This is a genomic window from Staphylospora marina, assembly GCF_003856495.1.
GTDB lineage: Bacteria > Bacillota > Bacilli > Thermoactinomycetales > Thermoactinomycetaceae > Staphylospora > Staphylospora marina.
Genome location: NZ_CP034118.1, coordinates 130583 through 151175, shown reverse-complemented (window position 1 = coordinate 151175; position 20593 = coordinate 130583). Strand labels below are relative to the sequence as shown.

Annotated in this window: 22 protein-coding genes; 8 read left to right on the top strand and 14 right to left on the bottom strand. The window is 57.8% G+C overall.

Annotation, left to right across the window (positions count from 1 at the left end):
• Nucleotides 1–118 precede the first annotated feature (118 nt).
• The gene (locus EG886_RS00745; protein WP_241154408.1) at nucleotides 119–595 is read right to left on the bottom strand and encodes a CarD family transcriptional regulator; all 477 of its coding nucleotides are present in this window, start codon (nucleotides 593–595) and stop codon (nucleotides 119–121) included.
• A gap of 255 nt (nucleotides 596–850) precedes the next feature.
• On the opposite strand from EG886_RS00745, the gene EG886_RS00740 reads away from it, so the two are divergent.
• The gene (locus EG886_RS00740; protein ID WP_124726373.1) at nucleotides 851–1246 is read left to right on the top strand and encodes a nucleoside triphosphate pyrophosphohydrolase family protein; all 396 of its coding nucleotides are present in this window, start codon (nucleotides 851–853) and stop codon (nucleotides 1244–1246) included.
• A gap of 147 nt (nucleotides 1247–1393) precedes the next feature.
• On the opposite strand, the gene pssA is transcribed toward EG886_RS00740, so the two are convergent.
• The 9 genes from pssA to EG886_RS00695 all read right to left on the bottom strand — a co-directional run bounded on the left by pssA (nucleotide 1394) and on the right by EG886_RS00695 (nucleotide 11073).
• The gene (gene pssA / locus EG886_RS00735) at nucleotides 1394–2104 is read right to left on the bottom strand and encodes a CDP-diacylglycerol--serine O-phosphatidyltransferase (protein ID WP_124726372.1); all 711 of its coding nucleotides are present in this window, start codon (nucleotides 2102–2104) and stop codon (nucleotides 1394–1396) included.
• Between the two features lie 104 nt (nucleotides 2105–2208).
• On the bottom strand, nucleotides 2209–3237 hold the full coding sequence (gene disA / locus EG886_RS00730) for a DNA integrity scanning diadenylate cyclase DisA (RefSeq protein WP_420894158.1): 1029 nt from the start codon (nucleotides 3235–3237) through the stop codon (nucleotides 2209–2211).
• A 51-nt stretch (nucleotides 3238–3288) separates the two neighbouring features.
• Nucleotides 3289–4659: a DNA repair protein RadA gene (gene radA / locus EG886_RS00725; protein WP_124726370.1), complete on the bottom strand. Its 1371-nt coding sequence runs from the start codon at nucleotides 4657–4659 to the stop codon at nucleotides 3289–3291.
• Nucleotides 4660–4830: 171 nt separating this feature from the next.
• Complete coding sequence (locus EG886_RS00720) at nucleotides 4831–7284, bottom strand: ATP-dependent Clp protease ATP-binding subunit (protein ID WP_124728603.1); 2454 nt, start codon at nucleotides 7282–7284, stop codon at nucleotides 4831–4833.
• Nucleotides 7285–7323: 39 nt separating this feature from the next.
• Complete coding sequence (locus EG886_RS00715) at nucleotides 7324–8403, bottom strand: protein-arginine kinase McsB (protein ID WP_124726369.1); 1080 nt, start codon at nucleotides 8401–8403, stop codon at nucleotides 7324–7326.
• 55 nt (nucleotides 8404–8458) lie between these two features.
• A complete protein-coding gene (locus EG886_RS00710) occupies nucleotides 8459–8989 on the bottom strand; it encodes a protein-arginine kinase activator protein McsA (protein WP_124726368.1) in 531 nt (176 codons plus the stop codon).
• A 6-nt stretch (nucleotides 8990–8995) separates the two neighbouring features.
• Nucleotides 8996–9469, bottom strand: a complete 474-nt coding sequence (locus tag EG886_RS00705) for a CtsR family transcriptional regulator (RefSeq protein WP_124726367.1) — start codon at nucleotides 9467–9469, stop codon at nucleotides 8996–8998.
• 132 nt (nucleotides 9470–9601) lie between these two features.
• Nucleotides 9602–10285, bottom strand: coding sequence for an MgtC/SapB family protein (locus EG886_RS00700; protein ID WP_124726366.1), 684 nt, complete (start codon nucleotides 10283–10285; stop codon nucleotides 9602–9604).
• Between the two features lie 113 nt (nucleotides 10286–10398).
• Nucleotides 10399–11073 (bottom strand): HAD family hydrolase, encoded by a 675-nt coding sequence (locus EG886_RS00695; protein WP_241154335.1) that lies wholly within the window; start codon nucleotides 11071–11073, stop codon nucleotides 10399–10401.
• 241 nt (nucleotides 11074–11314) lie between these two features.
• Here EG886_RS00695 and EG886_RS14020 point away from each other — a divergent pair, with 241 nt between their 5' ends.
• The 7 genes from EG886_RS14020 (at nucleotide 11315) to EG886_RS00670 (ending at nucleotide 16072) form a co-directional block, all read left to right on the top strand.
• Nucleotides 11315–11446 carry a hypothetical protein gene (locus tag EG886_RS14020; protein WP_277423823.1) on the top strand — a complete coding sequence of 44 codons (132 nt, stop codon included), beginning with the start codon at nucleotides 11315–11317 and terminating at the stop codon, nucleotides 11444–11446.
• 151 nt (nucleotides 11447–11597) lie between these two features.
• A complete protein-coding gene (locus EG886_RS13585) occupies nucleotides 11598–11756 on the top strand; it encodes a hypothetical protein (protein ID WP_164491572.1) in 159 nt (52 codons plus the stop codon).
• 122 nt (nucleotides 11757–11878) lie between these two features.
• On the top strand, nucleotides 11879–12757 hold the full coding sequence (locus tag EG886_RS00690; protein WP_124726364.1) for an ABC transporter ATP-binding protein: 879 nt from the start codon (nucleotides 11879–11881) through the stop codon (nucleotides 12755–12757).
• A 122-nt stretch (nucleotides 12758–12879) separates the two neighbouring features.
• The gene (locus EG886_RS00685; RefSeq protein ID WP_206425327.1) at nucleotides 12880–13440 is read left to right on the top strand and encodes an ABC transporter permease; all 561 of its coding nucleotides are present in this window, start codon (nucleotides 12880–12882) and stop codon (nucleotides 13438–13440) included.
• 347 nt (nucleotides 13441–13787) lie between these two features.
• Nucleotides 13788–14609, top strand: coding sequence for a sensor histidine kinase (locus EG886_RS00680; RefSeq protein ID WP_124726363.1), 822 nt, complete (start codon nucleotides 13788–13790; stop codon nucleotides 14607–14609).
• On the top strand, nucleotides 14606–15256 hold the full coding sequence (locus tag EG886_RS00675) for a response regulator (RefSeq protein WP_124726362.1): 651 nt from the start codon (nucleotides 14606–14608) through the stop codon (nucleotides 15254–15256). The genes EG886_RS00680 and EG886_RS00675 overlap by 4 nt, the downstream gene beginning before the upstream one ends.
• Before the next feature lie 90 nt (nucleotides 15257–15346).
• Entirely contained in the window at nucleotides 15347–16072 is a 726-nt protein-coding gene (locus EG886_RS00670; protein WP_164491571.1) for a FixH family protein, read from the top strand.
• 195 nt (nucleotides 16073–16267) lie between these two features.
• Here the strand turns inward: EG886_RS00670 and EG886_RS00665 are convergent, their stop codons facing one another.
• From EG886_RS00665 to EG886_RS00650, 4 genes are all read right to left on the bottom strand, one after another.
• Nucleotides 16268–17356: a site-2 protease family protein gene (locus EG886_RS00665; RefSeq protein WP_241154334.1), complete on the bottom strand. Its 1089-nt coding sequence runs from the start codon at nucleotides 17354–17356 to the stop codon at nucleotides 16268–16270.
• A gap of 249 nt (nucleotides 17357–17605) precedes the next feature.
• Nucleotides 17606–18802: an ABC transporter permease gene (locus tag EG886_RS00660; protein ID WP_124726360.1), complete on the bottom strand. Its 1197-nt coding sequence runs from the start codon at nucleotides 18800–18802 to the stop codon at nucleotides 17606–17608.
• The gene (locus EG886_RS00655; protein WP_124726359.1) at nucleotides 18799–19485 is read right to left on the bottom strand and encodes an ABC transporter ATP-binding protein; all 687 of its coding nucleotides are present in this window, start codon (nucleotides 19483–19485) and stop codon (nucleotides 18799–18801) included. Before EG886_RS00655 ends, EG886_RS00660 begins: the two co-directional genes overlap by 4 nt.
• Entirely contained in the window at nucleotides 19482–20585 is a 1104-nt protein-coding gene (locus EG886_RS00650) for an efflux RND transporter periplasmic adaptor subunit (protein WP_124726358.1), read from the bottom strand. The genes EG886_RS00655 and EG886_RS00650 overlap by 4 nt, the downstream gene beginning before the upstream one ends.
• Between the last annotated feature and the right edge of the window lie 8 nt (nucleotides 20586–20593).

Sequence of the window (20593 nt, the reverse complement as noted above, 5' to 3'; positions counted from 1 at the left end):
GGCTTCACCTCCTCCCACCACACACTCTTGTTATTCATTATAGACAATCCTCAAAAATGGAAACCTCCGAGTGTTCACTTTCTGTTGTCCTTTTTGCAACAAATCGAAGAATCGGAAGTCAGTTCTTCCCGAAAATCACCCGGTCAATCAGTTCAAAAGCCTGTTCTTCCTTGAGATTTCTGGCAAGTGCCAGTTCGCTGATCAGAATTTGCTTGGCGTTCTCCAGCATTTTCCGCTCCCCGGTGGACAATCCCTTCTCTTCTTCACGGAGCATCAGGGTGCGTACCACGTCCGCCACTTCGTAGATGTCGCCGCTCTTCATCTTGTCCAGATTCGCCCGGTATCTCCGGCTCCAGTTGGAGGTGTCTCCCACGTCTTTCCGCTTCATCCGGTCGAGAACCTTTTCAATCGTATGTTCATCCACGACTTCCCGAAGGCCGATATGATCCACGCTGTTCATCGGCACCATCACCTTCATGTCGCCGATGGGCATCCGCATGACGTAATATTTCCGCCGCTCACCGAGGATTTCCTTCTCCTCGATGGCCTCGATGATTCCGGCACCGTGCATCGGGTACACAACCTTGTCGCCCACGTTGAACAAGCCGTCCACCTCCAGAGGGCAATGTCTATTTCCAACATATCACAAAAGCGGACCCCAGTCAATAAAATGAAAACAATATCTTAGCACAGGCAACAGATTCAGTCAATAAGTTTTTTGCGTTTCCGGCACTTGTTTCTTTCGACTGAAAATTGACACTTTAAAAGCGGGATTTATATAATAAAATCAAACATCCCGGTCCAGGCTTCGAAGCCAAGCATTCTCCCGACCGGACAAGAGGTGAAAGGAATGGGTGAAGACCATCTTCAGTCCTTTCAAAAACAGGTGTCGAACCTGCTCATCAGGCACCGCAGTTTCCTGGATGTCACATCCAAGATCACGGAGTCCGGAGCCCGGGTCAACCGGGCATTGATGAAATCGGTTACGGAGTGCGGGTGCATCGAAGTGTCCGGCAGAAAGCAAAAGTTCCCCGGAGATCTCCGGGACGAGCGTTCGCTGGAATGTCTCCGGACCCACCTGAGCGGTACGCTGTGCGATCATTGCAGGGACATCGTTCAGGCCGAAATGGGGAAAAACCTGTTCTACATGGCGGCGCTGTGCAACCTCCTGGATTTCTCCCTGACCGAAGTGCTGGAACGGGAATCCTCCAAACTGTCCACGCTCGGCGTGTTCACGCTCCGCTGAAACCGCCTGCAGGCGGAATCGCGAAGCGACGGTTCCCGACTTGGACATCTCCATTCCATCCCGAAAACGACGAAACAACCCTGCGGATGACACAGGGTTGTCTCATTCTTGGCGCTCACCGGCCGAAACCGGCGGAACGTTCGGTTGTCATTTGAGTTCTTCCAGCGGCTCTTCTTCCTCTTCCCGGCGACGGCGATCGAACGCCCGCTTGACTCCGTACAAGGCATACAGAGCGAGCGGCACGAACAGCACTTTCGGCAGTTCATGCGGAAATTTGATCGCCGTGAATCCGATGGCCGCCAGAAAGAGCGGAGCGATCCAGTACATGGCTTTGGGAATGCCGACTTTCTTGAATGCCGGGTATTTGATTTGACTGACCATCAGATAGGACAGGAACAACATGCCGAACATCAACACATACACGTTTTGGACATGCTCGCTGTACAAAGCCATGGTGGCCAGGATCCCGCCCGCAGCCGTGATGGGCAAACCGATGAAGTAACCCGGTTCGCCGGGATTCACGTTGAACCGTGCCAGTCTGAGCGCGCCGCAAATCGGGAAAATGGCCGTGACCAGCCAGCCTTCCGGGCCGAGTTCCCGGAAAGCGGTGACATACATGATGATCGCGGGAGCCACACCGAATGAAATCACGTCAGAAAGCGAATCCAGCTCTTTGCCGAATTCACTCTGGGTATTCAGCATCCGGGCCACCCGCCCGTCCAAGCCGTCAAGAAGCATACCGATGATGACCATGATTGCCGCATACTGCCAGGAGTTCTGGATCGCCAGAATGATGGAGATGATGCCGAGAAACAAGTTCCCCACCGTGAAGCAACTGGGTAACGCTCTCGCAAACATACGGGAACCTCCTAAACGTAATGAATGCCGCTCTCTCTGTCGGCTGCGGGCGGCTCCTCACGCGAATTCGTTCAATTTTCTGTAGTGTATCCATTCTAGGTTATTTAGATATGTCTGTCAATAAACACTTGTTCCTGAATCCGCTTCAAGCCCTCTTTGATCGTTCTTGCCCGAACATCTCCGATTCCTTCGACGTCATCCAGTTCATCGATCGTGGCGGTCATGATCCGCGGCATCGTTTCAAACCGGGAGATCAGCTTATGAATGATCGGAGACGGCAGGCGCGGAATCTTGTTCAGCAGTCTGTAGCCGCGGGGAGCAACGGCTTCCTCCTGAATGTTGATGTTGCCCACGTATCCGAGCAGCCGTGCGAGGACCGCATGCTCCAGCAGATCATCGGCGGAAAGCTTCCGAAGCTCCCGGAAGACGTCCTCGGGCCGCACGGTCGGGTCCACCGCGTAATCGCGGATCAAAAGTTCCGCCTCTTCCTCCACGTTGGCCACGAGCTCTTCCAGCTGCATGCTGATCAGCCGTCCTTCGGTCCCCAATTCATGAATGTATGTCTCAATTTCCCGTTTGATGCGCAGGACCATTTCCACCCGCTGGAGAACGAGAGCCACCTCGCTGAGAGTCACCAATTCCTCGAATTCAAGCGCACTGAGGTTGGTCGTGGTCTGGTCCAACACGGACTTGTATTTCTCCAACGTTTGCAAAGCCTGATTGGCCTTTGTGAGGATCACTCCGATATCTTTCAATGCATATCGGAAATTTCCTTTATATAATGTAATGATATTACGTCTTTGAGAAATGGAAACCACCAATTTCCCGGTTTGTTTGGCGGTTCGTTGCGCGATGCGATGACGAATCCCCGTTTCCGTGGAGGGAATGGAGGAACTGGGAACCAGCTGCGTGTTGGCATACAAAATCCGTTTCCCGTCATTGGACAGGATGATGGCACCGTCCATCTTGGCCAGCTCGTACAGATGGGCGGGAGAAAACGGACAGTCGATGTAAAATCCTCCGTCCAGAATCTCACTGACGCTGTCGTCGTAGCCGATGACAATGAGAGCTCCCGTCTTCGCCCAGAGTACGTTGTCCAGCCCCTCCCTCAGCGGGGTGCCGGGGGCGACCATCCGCAGGATTTCGCTGGAAACTTCATTTTTGGATTTTTCTTCTTTCACACGCTACCCCCCCAACGCCGCTTCCAGCGCTTCCTCCAACGTCCGGACCCCGATCAGGCGGATTCCGTCGGGCGGCGTCCAGCCCCGGCAATTTTTCTCGGGGAGGATCACCCGTTCGAATCCCATGTTGCATGCTTCCGCCACCCGTTGTTCCACCCTCGATACGCCCCTGACTTCTCCGGTGAGCCCCACCTCGCCCACAAACAGGTCATGCGGCGAGACGGGCCGGTCGCGGAAACTGGAAGCCAAACTGACGGCCATTGCGAGATCGACGGCCGGTTCCGTCAGGCGGACTCCGCCGACGGCATTGATATATGCATCCTGATTCTGCAGAAACAGTCCCAAACGCTTTTCGAGCACGGCGATGATCATGGCCAATCGATGCGGATCCACCCCGGTGGCCATCCGTTTCGGCGTGGCGAACCCCGTGGGAGCCACCAGTGCCTGAAGTTCCACCAGAACGGGCCTGGATCCTTCCAGACTGGCGGTCACGGCGGTGCCGGGCATGCCGACGGGCCGTCCGGACAGAAACATCTCGGACGGGTTGTCCACCTCGCTCAGCCCGGATTCTTTCATTTCAAACACACCGATCTCGTTGGTGGATCCGAACCGGTTCTTGACCGCCCGGAGCACGCGGTACGTGTGATGCCGTTCCCCTTCGAAATAGAGCACGGAATCCACCATGTGCTCCAACATGCGCGGTCCGGCGATCTCCCCGCTCTTGGTGACGTGCCCCACGATGAGAATGGCGATTCCCTTTTCTTTCGCCCATCGCATGAGTTGCCCGGTGCACTCGCGAACCTGGGACACGCTTCCCGGAGCGGAGGCCACATCCGGATGATACATGGTCTGAATGGAGTCAATCACCATCACCGATGGACGGACGTCGTTCATCAGGGATTCCACCGCGGTCAGGTCGGTTTCCGAAGCGACCAACAATCCGGGACACAGCGTGCCCAACCGGTCGGCCCGCAAGCGGATCTGCTCCGCGGATTCCTCTCCCGATACATACAGAACCGAAAGACCCCGCAGGGACAATTGATGAGACGCCTGCAACAGCAGGGTGGATTTTCCGATTCCCGGATCACCGCCGACGAGGATGAACGATCCCGGAACCAATCCTCCGCCGAGTACGCGGTTGAGCTCCCGGATTCCCGTGTCGGAGCGCGGTGCATCCTGCTTTTTCACATCCGTGATGGGGGTGGCTCTTCCTCCCGCGGACACTCTGCGGATCCCCGATCCTCCCGAAACCTGGACGGTTTCCCGCTCTTCCACCATGGTGTTCCAGCGGGAGCACCCCGGACAACGGCCGAGCCATTTCGGCGCTTCGGTCCCGCATTCCTGACAGACAAACCGTGTTTTCTTTCTGGCCACGTTGACGCTCCCTGCCCATGAGATGGATGATTTCTTCCTCATTATAACAGATGATGTCAAAAAGACATCCATCGAAGATGGCAAAAAAAGAACCCCCGCCGGACTTCGGCGGAGGAACGTTGATCGCGCGCCGAACTTTTGCCGCTGCCCGATCCGCACGGGCGAATTCGTTCAGGAACGCGCTTCGGAAGAGGGGATGTTTTGTTCTTTTTCCACCGTGAGCACTCCGTCCCGGACTCCGATGACCACCGAATCCCCCTGTTGGATGTTGCCGCGGAGAAGCTCTTCGGACAGGCGGTCTTCGATGTGCTTCTGAATGGCCCGGCGCAGCGGACGGGCTCCGAACGTCGGATCGAATCCTTCCTTGGCCAGGTGAGCCTTCGCTTCGTCGGTGAGGCGGAAATCGATGTCCTGTTCTTTGAGGCGTTTTCTGAGCTCCTCGACCATGAGCGACACGATTTCCCTCAGATGCTCTTCCTTGAGCGGATGGAACACGATCACGTCGTCGATCCGGTTCAGGAACTCCGGACGGAAGGTCTTTTTCAGTTCCTCCATCACGTTCTGCTTCATGTGTTCGTAATCTTCCTGGGCAGTGTCCCCGACCGCAAAGCCCATGCGGGCGTTTTTGCGGATGGTGGAGGCTCCCACGTTGGACGTCATGATGATGATGGAGTTGCGGAAATCCACCGTGCGTCCCTTGCCGTCCGTCAGGCGACCGTCTTCCAACACCTGAAGCAGGACGTTGAACACCTCGGGGTGCGCTTTTTCGATCTCGTCAAACAGGATGACCGAGTACGGTTTGCGACGCACCTTTTCGGTCAGCTGACCGCCTTCGTCGTACCCGACGTATCCCGGCGGGGAACCGATGAGCCGGCTGGTGGCGTGCTTCTCCATGTATTCCGACATGTCGATGCGGATCATGGCATCCTCGTCGCCGAACATCGCTTCGGCCAGGGCCCGTGCCAGCTCCGTCTTTCCGACGCCGGTGGGTCCCAGGAAGATGAACGAGCCGATGGGGCGTTTCGGATCCTTCAGGCCGGCCCGCGCACGGCGGATGGCCCGGGAGACGGATTTGACGGCTTCTTCCTGACCGATGACCCGGCTGTGAAGGATGCTTTCCATGTTCAGAAGCCGCTCGGATTCTTCCTGAGCCAGCTTTTTCACCGGAATGCCCGTCCAGCTGGATACCACGTCGGCGATGTCGTCGGCGGTGACGGCGGAATCGGTTTTGCCCTGATCACGCTTCCAGTGGTTGCGCATGATCTCGATTTCTTCGCGAAGCTTTTGCTCGCTGTCGCGCAGGGAAGCGGCTTTCTCGAATTCCTGGCTCTGCACGGCCGCATCTTTTTCCTTTTTCACTTCTTCCAGCTTGTTCTCCAGCTCTTTCAGGTCCGGCGGAACCATGTACGACTTGAGCCGCACCTTGGAGGCCGCCTCGTCGATCAGGTCGATCGCCTTGTCCGGCAGATACCGGTCGGTGATGTAGCGGTCGGACAGTTTCACGGCCTGATCGATGGCTTCATCGGTGATTTTCACGCGGTGATGCGCTTCGTACCGGTCCCTGAGCCCTTGGAGAATGAGAATCGCTTCCTCGATGGTGGGCTCTTCGACGAGAATCGGTTGGAAACGCCGTTCCAAAGCGGCGTCTTTCTCGATGTATTTCCGGTATTCATCGAGCGTGGTGGCGCCGATGCACTGCAATTCTCCCCTGGCCAGCGCCGGTTTGAGAATGTTGGACGCATCGATCGCTCCTTCCGCTCCGCCGGCACCGATCAACGTGTGCAGCTCGTCGATGAACAGGATGATGTTCCCGGCCTGGCGGATTTCATCCATGATTTTTTTCAGCCGGTCTTCAAACTCGCCGCGGTATTTGGTGCCTGCCACCACCGTGCCCATGTCGAGCGTCATGACCCGTTTTCCGCGAAGGGTTTCCGGCACTTCGCCGTCCACGATGCGCTGGGCCAGCCCTTCCGCCACGGCGGTTTTTCCGACCCCCGGCTCCCCGATCAACACGGGATTGTTCTTCGTCCGACGGGAAAGCACCTGAATCACGCGCTCGATCTCTTTGCCGCGGCCGATCACCGGATCCAGGTTGCCGTCACGGGCGGCCGCGGTGAGATCCCTGGCCAGGCTGTCCAGCGTGGGCGTGTTCACATGAGGATGAGGTCCGTGATGGGAAGAAAGGGCCTCGCTGCTGCCGAGAAGCTGAAGCACCTGTTGACGGGCTTTGTTGAGGCTGATCCCCAGGTTGCTCAGCACGCGGGCGGCCACTCCTTCCCCTTCGCGGATGAGTCCCAGCAGAATGTGTTCGGTGCCCACGTAGGTATGCCCCAGTTTGCGGGCTTCGTCCATGGAGAGTTCGATCACTTTTTTGGCCCGCGGGGTGTAGGCGATGTTGACCGGTTGCCCCTGCCCCCGCCCGATCATGGATTCGACTTCCTTCTGGATCTTCTCCATCCCGAGACCCAGAGCGATCAGCGCTTTGGCGGCAATCCCCTCGCCTTCGCGAACGAGCCCAAGCAAAATGTGTTCCGTACCGATGTTTCCGTGGCCGAGTCGCACGGCTTCCTCCTGGGCAAGAGCCAGCACTTTTTGCGCACGTTCCGTAAATCGGCCGAACATCATGTCATTCATGCACCCTCTCTGTTTGATGAATTGGATGAATCACGATGATTGCCGTTCGAGCTCCAAGCGTTCCCGGATCAGCTTGGCCCGTCGAACGTCCCTTTGCTCGGCGCTCAGCCGCTGTCCGGCGTACTGTTGCAAAAATCCGGGTTGGGTCATGACCATGAGTTCATTCATCACGTTGGCGGAAACCCCGCGAATGAGCCCCAGGTCGATGCCAAGACGCACGTCGGACAAACGCATCATTGCTTCTTTGGAATCGATGATTCGCGAATGGGCAAGGATCCCGTAGGAACGGTGCACCCGGTCGTCCAACTGGACGCGGGACAACTCCAGCAGTTTGCGTCTGGCCGCCTGCTCATGTTCGATCATCTGGCGGACGACGCCTTGCAAGTTGTCAATGATCTCTTCTTCCGACTGTCCCAGGGTCACCTGATTGGAAACCTGGTACAGCTGTCCGAGGGCTTCGCTGCCTTCGCCGTAAATGCCCCGCACGGCGAGCCCCACCTGGGTAATGGCCGGAAAGAGCCTTCCAAGTTGCTGAGTCATGGCCAGAGCCGGCAAATGAACCATGACCGACGATCGGATGCCGGTGCCGACATTGGTCGGACAGCTGGTCAAATAGCCGGTATCCTCGTCAAAGGCGAACGGCAGATATTGCTCCAGCCAATCATCAATGCTGCTTGCCGCCTCCCATGCTTTTTCCGGCTGCAGTCCCGGGTACAGCACCTGAATCCGGATGTGGTCCTCTTCGTTGATCATGATGCTCACCGATTCATCCCGGCTGAGAATCACCGCTCCGTGGCGGGATTCTTCGGCCAGCATCGGGCTGATCAGATGCTTTTCCACCAGGACCCGTCGCTCGAGGTCGGTCAAATCGTTCATTTTGACAAAGACGGCATCCTGAAGAAGCGGATGCCTGTTTGCGGCGTTTCGCACCGCTTCTTCCACCCGTCTGGCCACTTCTTCCGCCTGGGAAGCCGTCGCCAGCATCGGAAACGGCAATCCGCGAAGGTTGCGGGCGATGCGAACGCGACTGCTGAACACGATATCCGATTGCGGACCTTTGACCCGCATCCATTCACTGATCGCTTTTCTCATGAAATGTTCGAGAGACATGGATGATCCTCCCTGCATGAAAGAGAGCTTCGGGAATGTGGCTTCCGCGAACGTTTCATTGTTTCAGTCGCTGCTGCAGTTCCCGGATCCGGTCTCTGAGACGGGCGGCTTCTTCGAATTCTTCCGCCTGGATGCGAAGCGCCAGTTCATGTTTCAGTTTTTCCAACTGACGACGGATTTTGATCTCACCGAGATTGCGGGAAGGAATTTTTCCGCGGTGAGTGGAATGCCCGTGGATTCTCCGAAGCAAGGGTTCGAGACGGTCCCGGAAAGCTTTGTAACAATCGGCACATCCGAAGCGACCCACTTTGCTGAACTGGTTGTAGGTCAGCCCGCACGTGGTGCAGCGAAAACTTCCTTGTCCGTCCCGCACCGCTCTCCCTTTGGGTCCGGACGGAGGATCCAAGTTCAGAAGACCGGACAGAAGCTGGTGGAAGGAAAATCCGCCGCTTTCAAAGCCCGGCATGTAATCCAGCCCTTTTTCCTGGGCACAAAACTCACACAGATGCAATTCGGTCTTGATTCCGTTCACAATTTTCGTATAGTGAAGCGTTGCCGGCCGTTTCCCGCATTCAGGACAGAGCATCGGCCGTCACTCTCCTTTGGCGTCAAATAGTGTGCAGATCAAAATGCGCATCAATTTGGCCCTTACCTGGTCACGAAGAGGGATCGGGAGTGATAGCGTCTCGCGCGAAATGATCCTTCGCATCAACAACGCTTCGCGCGGAGTCATCCGTTTTTCATCCAGCAGGCGAACGATGACATGTTCCGCCGTCATCTGCGGAATCGAATCACCGATCATTTCCAGCAGTTCCTCGAACGTCTCCCGATTGTCTTTCAAGCGAACCTTGCGAATCCGGATGTACCCGCCTCCTCCTCTTTTACTTTCCACCCGGTAGCCTTTCTCAATCGTGAATCGGGTGCTGATCACATAATTGATCTGGGACGGGACACACCGGAACAGATCGGCCAGTTCGCTCCGCTTGATCTCCACGACACCGGTTTCGCTTTCATTCAGGATTCGGTTGATGTATCGTTCGATGATGTCCGAGATGTTGCCGCTCATCGGACAACCTCCTGCTGACTTTGACTATCTTTGACCTTCTGATTTCATTTTACAGCAGCCCTTTTCCGTTGCCAAGTCCCCTTTCCGGCATTTATATGGTTGACAAAAACGGGTGCTTCCATGTGAGTCCGGTCAAATCCGCACGGCCCGCACTCCTTCCGTTCCGCGAATCCGGTCCGCCAGGTGCGCCAGGTTGACCTCTTCCGGCAAACGGATCATGAGGCGAATCTCCACATCGTCCCCTTCGCCGGAATCGTCGATGTCCAACTTTCGGACCACTCCCCCCGCCCGGGCGACCAGATCGGCGATTTCCGTGATCTTCCCCGGTTCATCGCGGACGATCAGGTGCAACACATGCATTTTTCGCTTCTTGATCAGGATATTTTCCATTCGGTTCAACAGTTCCAAACTGATCAGCGCCAGCGCGGTGGTCAGCACCGCCCCGAACAGAAACCCGGCACCGACGGCCAATCCCACGCCGGAGACCACCCAGAGCGAGGCCGCCGTGGTGAGTCCGGTGACCGAAAACCCGTGCCTGAGAATGGTTCCCGCCCCCAGGAAACCGATGCCGCTGACCACCTGGGCGCTGAGGCGGGCAGGGTCAAAGCGGACATTGGTTTCATCCATGTAATTGGCAAAACCGTATACGGAAATCAGCATGATCAACGCGGAACCCAAACTGACCAGGATGTGGGTGCGAAATCCGGCAGGATGATTGTTCCGTTCCCGTTCCCAGCCCACCAATCCCCCAAGCAATCCGGCAATGAACAGTCGAAAGGCGATTTCCCAATAAGGAAGACTCCATACACTTTGCATGGCACACCACCCCCTGAAACCGTTTCGGAAAGAAGCGGGACCGTGACTGCCGGAGTCGCCGCTTCCGGGAAATCCTGCATGCATGGCCCCTGCTGTCTTTCCGCTTTCCCGGCTCAGCGGTCGGGGAATTCCGCAACCACGTCCTCCAGTTGCCGGAATGTCCGGATGATCCGGTCGCTGCCTTCCAGTTCATTTTCTCCGCCGAACGCCGGAAAGCCTTCATACCGGCATCCGACGACAAACAAACCGTTTCCTTTCCCGGCTTCCACGTCACTTTTCCGATCTCCGACCATGATCCCTCCGGAAACCCCGCATTCATCCATCAGCATGCGGACCAGCTCCGTCTTGGTTTCCGTCTTGTGTTTCCCGGCCGTCCAGATTCCGGCAAACAACGGAGTCAATCCTTTGGAATCGAGTGCCGCGCGAACGTAATTCTCCGCTCCGTTGCTGGCGATGAACAGCGGGTGTCCGGCCGCGTCCAAGCGCCGGAGGGTTTCTTCCACACCGGGATACAGAACCCCCTCGCCGCTTCGGAGCATGTCCACTTCCAGATCGAGCATCCGCCGATCGGCAAACCGCCGGGTTTCCGGATCCGCCCCGGGGAGGAGGGTTTCCCATATTTCCTGATGCGTCATGCCGAACACGGATGCAATCCGCTCATCCGAAGGCACGGGTCCGTCATATCGCCCCAGGCGCCTCAGTTCTTCAAACGTGTTGCGAAAGGCGGGAACCCCCACTTTTTCCGTCTGAAACAACGTTCCGTCGAGATCGAAAATGATCGCTTTCATGTTCGGACTCCTTGTCATGAAAAAATGTTCATCCAATCAAAAGGGTTGAGCCCATTTTACCCAACCCGTCCTTTCGGGTTCAATGCATTCAACCCCGCATCTTTCCCGAATTTCTGCCGCTCCCTGAAACGTTCGGACAAACATGGGCGAACCTCTCCGGACACAATTGACAAAAGTTTGACGAAGTCATAAAATGGGAATGTACTGAATCAGCGGCTTTGATGAAAGGAGGTCGTCTTCCATGAAACGGATCGTTCGTATGCTCATTCCTACCGTCAAAGGGGTACGTATGCCCATTTTCGGCCATTCGAACCACATACGAACGGAATCCGCCGAACCTGACGGCCTCACGGTGATCAAAGAAGCCGGCTGACCTCGTTTCGCCTGGAAACACCGTGCCACAGGTTGCGGAGGCCTGTGGCTTTTTTGTGCTTTGTTCCTGCCATGCCACGGGCCTTTCGGCGGCCCGTGGCCTTTTTTGTTTCCGGCGGAAACGCCAATCACCCGTGAAGGAGGAAACGGTCATGACACCATTTGTCCATCCGTTTTTGCCACGGAGAAACAAAAAGAGCCAACCGGTCCATCCGGGCAGGGATGAAGGTCTCACCCACGACCTGCTCTTGAAGGGGCGGCGCGCGTTCAGAGACAGCGTGATCGGCGACGACATAGGACACGGAACATGAGTCGCTTGGAAACCCGCAGGTGTGAAGCCCCTTGCCTGAGAACCGGATCCCTTCGGAATCCGTCATCCAGGCATCATCCACGTTCCCCGTTTCACCTCAAACCGGAAGGGAGATGATTCGACATGAAAACCGCCTCCTTGGAGCGGGAGGTGCATTCCTTGCATCCGAAACATGCCGACGCACCGGCAGCCATTGTGTGCGAAGAGGTGTCAAAGACGTTTTACGAGCACGTGGAAGGGAGCCGCAGCTTCCGAAACGCGTTTCTGGGCAAAAAACGGGAAGTGCGCGCGGTGAACCGCGTCTCGTTTGAAGTTCGCCGGAGGGAAGTGTTCGGACTCCTGGGCCCCAACGGATCCGGCAAGTCCACCCTGATCCGTCTGCTGTCCACGCTCCTGATTCCCGACAACGGCCGTTTGACCGTGTTCGGCCACGATGTGGTGAAAGAGCTGGATCAGGTGCGCCGCATGATCAATCGTGTTTCGGTGGAAGCTTCCTTCTTCAAGAAGCTGTCCGCTCTGGAAAACTTGAGATACGCGGCACGGCTGTACGGTCTCGGCGCGTCGGAGGGCCGGGAAAAAGCGGAGAAGATTCTCGCGCGGCTGGGCATCCGTCGGGACAAGATGGTCACCCCGCTGGAGAATCTCTCCCGGGGTCAACAACAAAAGGTGGCCATCGCCCGGGCCTTGATGACATCCCCGACCCTGGTGCTGCTGGATGAACCGACCACGGGACTGGATCCCAAATCCAAACGGGACGTTCAGGAATTCATTGAAGAAGTGATGCGCACTCACGATGCCACCATCATTTTGACCACCCATGACATGGATGAGGCGGAACGGCTGTCGGACCGCATCGCCATCATCGACAACGGCCGGATCGTTGCCCTGGACACGGCCGAAGGGCTCAAGGAGAAAGCCGGAGCCGAAACCCTGGAAGAAGCGTTTTTCACCCTGAACGGAAAATCGTGGGAGGAGGCGTTGGCCGATGAAGATGATTCATGAATGGAATGCCATGTATGCGTTCGTCGAACGAAGCTTCAGCCTGATCCGGCGGTACATCGCCTGGGAATCGGTATTTTTTCTTTTACAACATCATCAACACGTTGACCATCGGGTTGATCGGCATGACGGTCGATCCGGCTTTGCGGGAGCAAACGGTGCTGTACCTGGTGATCGGTGCTCTGTTTTGGGGATTCATGGCCGTGCTGTTTGAAGAAGTGAGCAACTCCATCACTTGGGAACGATGGGAAGGCACCATCGAATACACGTTCATGGCCCCCATCCGCCGGGTGACCCACTTGGGCGGCATGTGCATGTTTGCGGTTCTGTACGGCACGCTGCGAACGATCGTGGTACTGACCGCGGTGGCGTTGTTTTTCGACTTTTCCCTGGCGCAGGCCAACCTGGGGGCGGCCCTGGTGGTGTTGGCCGCCGCCGGGCCGGCATTCATGGGCCTCGGTTTGATCGCCGCCGTCCTGCCGCTGTTGTCTCCGGAGCGGGGAGCCCAAGCCACCCACATCATCCAGGGGATCATTCTCCTCGTTTCGGGCGTGTATTATGACGTCTCCGCCTGCCCGACTGGCTGGAGCCCCTGTCCCGCGTTTCCCCCGGCACGTACGCACTGGATGCGGCACGGCAAGCCATTTTGCACGGTGCCCCCCTTTCCGCGCTGTTGCCGCAGCTGACTTCCCTCCTGGTGATCGGGATCTTGCTGATTCCGCTCGGACTGGGAATCTTCCATGCCGCGGAACGGTATGCGATGAGAACGGGGAAATTGAAACGAAACGGCTGAATGAAAGACCGATGCAACCTCCGTCCGTTTCTCCCCCCTTCACGGGGGGTTTTTTCATGCAAACACCCGCAATCGCGGACCACCCCCTTGCGAACGACCATGGCTCTTTCGGGTCATGGATCCCGTGTGGCCGAAGTGGGAAGATGAATATGCGGGAGGCCCTGTCTCAGGCGGTTTCGGCCCGTCCCCGTTTGTGGTACGCTTGCGGGTAACGGAGATGCGGAGAGGGTGGTTCGGAGCATGCGCTACCAACAGATCAAATGGATGATTCTCCTGACGCCCACCGTCTTGGTCGGCGCATGGGAATACGTTCGCCATGAGTTTCTTCTCCCCTGGTTGTCCATGGAAGCCGGCAACTGGTTGACGCCGGTGCTGGTCTTTCTGGCCACCGTCACCCTGCTGCGGAAACTGTTCCTCGTCTACGAGGAGATGCAGGAGGAGCTCCGACGGGAAAAGGCGCGGCAAGCCGTCTTTGAAGAACGTGAACGGATCGCGCGGGAGCTGCACGACGGGATCGCCCAGACGTTGTTTTTGATGTCGATCCAGATCGACGAGTTGAAACAAAAACATCCCGGCCGGGAGTGGCCTGAACTGGAGCGGAACCTGCGGCAGGTTCACGACAACGTCCGCCAGGCCATTTTCAATCTGAAGCCGGTTCGGGAAGAGGCCGACGAGAAATGGTCGGAACGGGTGCGGAAATGGGTGTTGGAGTTCGAGACGGACACGGGCATCCGTACCGTCACGGACATCCGGCTCGACGAATCGCTCCTGAGTCCGAAAGAGAAAGCGGAATTGTTCGCCTGCATCCAGGAAGCTCTCACCAACGTCCGGAAGCATGCCGAGGCCCGCCGCGCCCGGGTGGAGCTGAGCGGGGAACGTCAGCGGTGGGTGCTCAGGGTCACGGACGACGGAAAGGGATTGAAACCGGAAGCCATGAACAAAAAGAACCGGTTCGGGCTGAACATCATGCGCGACCGTGCCCGGCTGCTCGGTGCGACACTGCGTCTTTGGCGGGAAGAAGCCCATACGGTGCTGGAGATCCGGAAGGAGGGCAAGGAATGAATCGGACCTGCCGGGTCATGATCTGCGATGATCATGAACATGCAAGGAAAGCCATGCGGATGATCTTGTCGAGGGATCCGTTTTTTGAAGTGGTGGCGGAAGCACGAAGCGGCAAACGGCTGCTGGAAACGGTCGCGGAAGTCCATCCGGACCTGGTGCTGATGGACATCCACATGCCGGACATGGACGGTCTGGAAACCACCCGAAGATTGAAGGAAATGATGCCGTCGGTCAAAATCGTGATGGTGACGGTGTCCGACGATGTGGCCGATCTGTTTGAAGCCGTCAAGCGGGGAGCGCAGGGCTACCTGGTGAAAAATCTGAATCCCTCCGTCTGGCTGGAGTACCTTCGGTCCGTGGCCAAGGACGAGATGCCGATGTCCGGGGAAATCGCCAGGAGAATTCTCCGCGAGTTTACCGCTTCCCCGTCTCCTCCGAAAGGAAACCCGGTTCTCACTCCGCGTGAGCAGGAAATCCTGGGGCTTGTGTCGCGCGGGATGAGCAATCGGCAAATCGCGGAATCCCTCTGCATCTCGGAACACACCGTCAAGAATCATCTGAAAAACATCATGCAAAAACTGCATTTGAAGAACCGGGTGGAACTGACCCGCTATGCCTTCGAACAAGGTTTGACCGGGGAGAAATAACCCGTTCGGGGCATGGCGCATTCCCCGGGATTTCTCTTAAAATGTGAATGTATTCACAAATGGTGTTTCACAGGGAAGGAGACGCGACCGATGTTTCGAAAATCCCCATGGATTTCCGTTGCGGTGTTGATTCTCCTCGTCACGCTCACCGGCTGCGGCCCGCAACCGGAAGAGGCGCAGCAGAAGCCCGCCGACTCCTCTCCGGAGATGTCCGGCGTTCCGCTGACCATCGTGGCCTCCGCCGATCCGGCCGCCGCGTCGCCCGGCGGGAACGTCACCGTGACCGCGGAGGTGAAGCAGGGAGACCGGCCGGTCGCCGCCGATGTGGAATTCGAGATTCGCCGGTCCGGGGAACCTGCCCGGCGCCTGAAAGGTTCTTCCACGGAGACGGGACGGTATTCCGCGGTCGTGCAGGGGGTTCAACCGGGGGAACACACGGTGATCGTTCACGTGAACGCCCCGGGAATTCATCAGATGGAGACCGCTCGATTCACCGTGAAGGGAGAAGCGCAGGCCGGGCATCACCACCACGGCACCGAACTGCAGCTTGACCTTCCGGACACGGTGACCGCCGGACAAACCGCCACGCTGGCAGCCAAGGTCCTCCACGACGGGAAGCCTCTGTCCGGCGCGGAAACGAAATTTGAAATCCGGACCGGAAGCGGGCGTCATCATTGGATTCCCGCCCGGGAAGGGAAGCCCGGAGAATATTCCGCGGAGTTTTCCTTCCCGACCGCCGGTGCCTGGAGCGTGGTGCTTCACGTGGAAAAAGGATCGATTCATGATCACGTCGAGCGTCAAATCCAGGTGAAATGAGGCTGTCGAACGCCGCTCATCCCGAGTCCCGGCAACCAATCCTTCTGCCCCTTTCATGGTTTGACCGGTCCGTTGGGGTCGCGGCATACGACTGAGGGTCATTCACCGGATGAACGAATGACGGGCGGGAACCGGGGGATTTCCCCGGACCCCGCCCGTTCATGATTGGCGACCATGGTTTGAAACCGTTCCTCTTTACCCTTGAATGGGGAGATTTCCGATCAGAGTGAGCATCCAAGCGAGAAAAGCCGCCAGACCGAAATATGCCAGACCGAACCCCCAGCGCAGGCGTGCGGGCACCTGGTAATACCGTTTATCCTTGCGGATGCCGCCGATACTCTCCGGAATCGCTTCAATCTCCACGACCATCCGCACCTCCGACTCCTCCGGCCCGGGGGCAAATGTGCGGACCAGCTTCGCGGACCGGATGTCCCCCTGAAACGGAAATTCGACCATCGTCCCCAGTGCGGGATCTTCCACCGCCGCCCGGTGATCCTGGGTTTCCACCAGGCAATATTGCCGGAACAACAATTCCCGCGATTGGCGTTCCTCCGGAATGCTCAGTCCGGTTTCCTCGAAGCGGGCCAACGGTACCCGCACTTCCAGAGGAATCGTTTTCGCTTTCGGTTTGCGTCTGCCAAAGGTGGACCACAGTTCCATGACGAACAGGATGTAGATGAGTGCCAGCAGGATGCTCCTCAAATACAGGATCATCACAAACCCCGCCACCAGACCGACCACCCACAACCAACGACTGACGGCCGTGACGATGCGTCCTCCGTCCAACGGATGGATGGGGACGAGGTTGAACAGATTGATGAAGTATCCCACCATCGCGATCACAAGCAAAATGTGTTCCCCGGTCCAGACTCCCAGCGCGTGCGTGAAAACGGCTCCGAGCGTTCCCAGAAGCGGTCCTCCGAACGCGATATAGGCCTCCGTTGCGGCATCGGCCGGTTGCCGCTTCATGGTGATCAGCGCTCCCACAAACGGAATGAACGCCGGCGCGGACACCGGCAAGCCCTTCCGTTTGGCCGCCCACACGTGTCCCATTTCATGGATGAGGAGCATCAACACCAGTCCGATCGCAAATTGCCAAGGATAGATCAACGCGTAAACGCCCACGCTCAGGAACATGGAAAAGAGCGTGCTTCCGAATTTGCCGAATTTGAGCAACGTCAGAATGGACTTCAACTTCCCGCCCAAACTGGCCACAAGGAACCCCATTCCCGCCAACCAGGTGAACCACTTGCTGCGGGGACGTTCCGTTTTGCGCTCCGACACGAAAGGGCCCCCTTTGCTGAAAAAATGGCTTCCATACATCCTTTTTTTACCCTGTTTCATCATCCCTTGTCACACGCCCGCATCAAAAAAGTCCCCGGATGCTCTTTCCAGGGACAATGATTCATGATCCATCCGTCATTCTCCTGCGAATCCGTGACGACCGTGACAAATTCGCGCCCGCAACCGTCGGGAATCATCCGGGAACTCCCGACGTTGACCGACCGGGAGCCTTCTTCCATGCAATGCGGTTCATTCGTGTCGCAAACATTCGATCGGATGCAGTCTGGCCGCCTTGTTGGCGGGCAGAAGGCCGAACACCACCCCGAACACCACGGAGAAGAGGAATCCTCCGATCGCCGCCAGCGGAGAGACGACCGCCGGCCAGACGTTCAGCACGTGGAGCAGCCCGGCCCCGCCGGCCCCGAGCAGGATTCCGACGGTTCCCCCGATCGCGGACAGGGTCACCGACTCAATGAGAAACTGGGCGAGAATGTTTCCGCGCGTCGCCCCCATTGCTTTGCGAATGCCGATTTCCCGCGTGCGTTCCGTGACCGAAACCAGCATGATGTTCATCACGCCGATCCCGCCGACCAACAAAGAGATGCCGCCGATGCTCCCGATCACCACCGTCATGATGGAAAGCACCTGGCCGATTCCCTGTGACAACTGTTCGAGGTTCTGGGCCTCATAACCGTCCTTTTTTCCGTGATTGCGGTTGAGGATGCGCACCGCTTCTTTCCCGGCCCGCTCGATCGCTTCCGACGTTTCCACCTGAAGCGTGAGCTGGTCGATCTTCATTTGGCCGAAAATGCTCTGCCACGTGCGCGCGGGAACGTAAACCATGGGCGTGTCGATCAGCCCCTGCAGTCCCTGCGGCCTCTCCAGCACGCCGATCACCTTCAGCGGTTGCGAGCGGACATGGACGAGCCGGCCGACGGCTTTTCCGTCCGGAAACAGTTTCTCCGCCACGCTGTGCCCCAGAATGACCCCGCCGCTCGAGCTGAGATATTCCCCGGGATGAAACAGACGACCCGCGGAGAGTTCCGTTCCCCCGGTTTCCAGGGAAGCATTGTCATTGAGCCCGAACACCAGCGTTCCGTCCGCCTGTTTGTCCCGGTTCCGGACGGAAGCCACCTGGTAGCTGAAGACGAGCACGTTTTTCACGTCGGGAATCCGTTTCAAGTCCTCCACGTCCCTGTCCGTGAACGGGGAATCCCCCTGCTGCGGAAGGGCCATTTCGCCCGGTTCCAGCTTGGGCGCCAGATTGATCATGTTTTCGGAACCGGCAAACGCTTCGGTGAGCTGCTCGGTCCCCCCTTCACCGATCGCCACGATCAGGATGACGGAAGCCACCCCGATCACGATGCCCAACATGGTCAGGAACGAGCGGAGCTTGTGCGCAAAAATCGAATCAATGGCCATCTTGACGTTTTCCCAGAGATTCACGACGCACCCTCCTTCCGCTCGTCCCGGATGATCTGTCCGTCGCGGATGGTGATCACCCGTTCCGCGCGGGCGGCCACCTCCGGATCGTGCGTGATCAGCACCACCGTTTTTCCTTCCCGGTGCAGTTCATCAAACAAATCCAGCACCATCCGTCCCGACCTGGAATCCAGAGCACCGGTCGGCTCATCGGCCAACAAAATGCGCGGGCGGTTGACCAATGCCCGCGCGATGGCCACACGCTGCTGCTGGCCCCCGGAAAGTTCCGAAGGACGATGATGTTTCCGTTCCGCCAGCCCGACCCGCCCGAGGGCTTCCAGCGCCCGCTTCTCCCGCTCCGCCCGGGGCACGCCCGCATACACCAGCGGAAGCTCCACGTTCTGCCTTGCATTCATCCGGGGGAGGAGGAAAAACTGCTGAAACACGAATCCGATGGTTCGGTTGCGGATGGCCGCCAGTCCGACATCGTCGACGGCAAACACGTCCGTCCCGTTCAGTTCGTAAGTTCCCTCCGTCGGCCGGTCCAGGCAGCCGATGACGTGCATCAGCGTCGACTTCCCTGATCCGGAGGGCCCCATGATGGCCACATACTCATTTTCCCGGATGTCCAGATCAATGCCGCGCAACACGTCGACTTCCTGATCCCCCATCCGGTAGGTCTTGCGAATGCCCCTGAGCGTGATCATCGGACGGTCACTTCCTCCCCGGGGCGCAGATCTTTCGGCGGGTCTGCCAGCACCGTCTCTTGTGCGGTCAGACCGGAAACCACCTGCACATACTCCCCGTTCCGCTGCCCGATTTTCACTTCTTTGCGGACAGCCTTTCCGTTTTCCACCACAAACACGTAGAACTTGTCGCCTTCTTCCACGATGGCCGACTCCGGCAGGGCGTTCACCTGTTCACCCGTGACCTTGATTTCCACGATCAAACGGGTGCCGATGCGAAACGGAAGAGCCTCGTTCGGACGAATCTCCACCGGATACAGGACCTGGGACTCTCCTCCCCCTACCTCCGGTCCTTGCGCTTTGGGCAGGTCGGCGATGCGTTCCACCTTTCCCGTCCAACTTTTGTCCGGCATGGCCTCCGACCGGATGTCCACGCCCATCCCCGGCTTGAGTTTGATCACGTCGAATTCCGACACATTGGCCGTGACGAGGATTTTCGACAGATCGGCCACTTGAACCAGCGGTGCCGTTGCATCCGCTCCCGTTCCGCCACGGGGGTTGACTTCCACGACCGTCCCCGCGATCGTGGCGGTCACCACCTGCCGGCGGATGCGCTCACGAACCAGTTCCCGCTGTTTCTCCGCCTGCTTCAGTTCGAGGCGCGTCAATTCGATTTGTTGATTGAGTTCATCCTTGGTGGTGCCGGGCATCGGGGACCCCGCAGCGGCACCGGCGGAAGTCGATGGTTTGCCCAGGTTCTTTTTCTGTTTCTCAAGGTAATTCAGCTTCACCCGGGCGGCCCGGATTTGCAGTTCCACCTGCTCCTGTTCCGCCCGCAGGGTCGGATTTTCATACTCCACCAGTTTGTCGCCGGGCTTCACCCGTTGCCCCGCCTTGACCCAGATTTTTTTCAGTTCTCCACGGTCAGGCTGCAGATGAACGGTCTGCCGGTCAACCGTGTCCACCGAGCCGCTGACGGTGAAGGTTTCTCCCAAGTTTCGCGGGGTCAGGCGGGTTCCCTCCAGAATGTCATCCGGGGTCTGTTTCTTCCACACCGCCAAGCCGATCATCAGCATGACCAGCGCGATGATCCCCCCACCGATCCAAATCTTTTTTCTCACCCAAAAAC